Below are 800 nucleotides of genomic sequence, written 5' to 3' on the forward strand. Positions count from 1 at the left end.
GGCCGAGATGAAACTCTAATGCTGGAAGGCGTTGAGTATAAAAAATTGTCAGAATCGCCGCAGGCTACTCGAGTGCAAGCTGCACAGAAAGAACCTGCGTCAGACGTGAGTGACAAACTAGAGCAAATCCGAGAGGAGATTGCGAAAGATCCACAGAGTGTCTTTAAATACATCACCATTTCTCCAGTGAAAAAAGACGACGCCATTATTGGCTACCGAGTTTCTCCGGGTCGTGATGCGGCGTTATTTAATGATGTGGGTCTAGAACCTGGTGATATTGCGGTGCAACTTAATGGGATCGATTTAAGTGATCCATCTTCTTCAGTACAACTGATGCAAGTGATGAGCGATCCGCAAGAACTGAATTTGACTGTTGAGCGAGATGGTCAGCAGTACGACATCTATATCCAATTGTAATACTTAGGCAACCAGCGTAAGTTCAGGGAGACATACGTGAAACATTGGTTTAGCAAAAGTGCTTGGTTACTGGCAGGGAGTCTACTCTGCGTTCCAGGTGCTATGGCAAATGAATTTAGTGCGAGTTTCAAAGGCACTGACATTCAAGAATTCATCAACATTGTTGGTCGTAACTTAGAAAAGACCATCATCGTTGACCCTTCGGTGCGCGGTAAAATCGACGTTCGCAGCTACGACGTGTTAAACGAAGAGCAATATTACAGCTTCTTCCTTAACGTGTTGGAAGTGTACGGCTATGCAGTCGTAGAAATGGACAACGGCGTACTCAAAGTCATCAAAGCAAAAGACTCTAAGACCTCTGCAATCCCTGTTATGGGTGATGG

General features: G+C 45.0%; 1 protein-coding gene and 1 pseudogene. Both read left to right on the plus strand.

The features are described 5' to 3' along the window. A partial coding sequence (gene gspC, locus R7040_RS25790; RefSeq protein WP_318097481.1) for a type II secretion system protein GspC occupies positions 1–417 on the plus strand: 417 nt, incomplete at its 5' end. A 36-nt stretch (positions 418–453) separates the two neighbouring features. After that, positions 454–800 (plus strand): annotated as a pseudogene (locus R7040_RS25795) (type II secretion system protein GspD); the annotation flags it as partial.

The sequence above is a fragment of the Vibrio sp. 1069 genome (assembly GCF_033340555.1).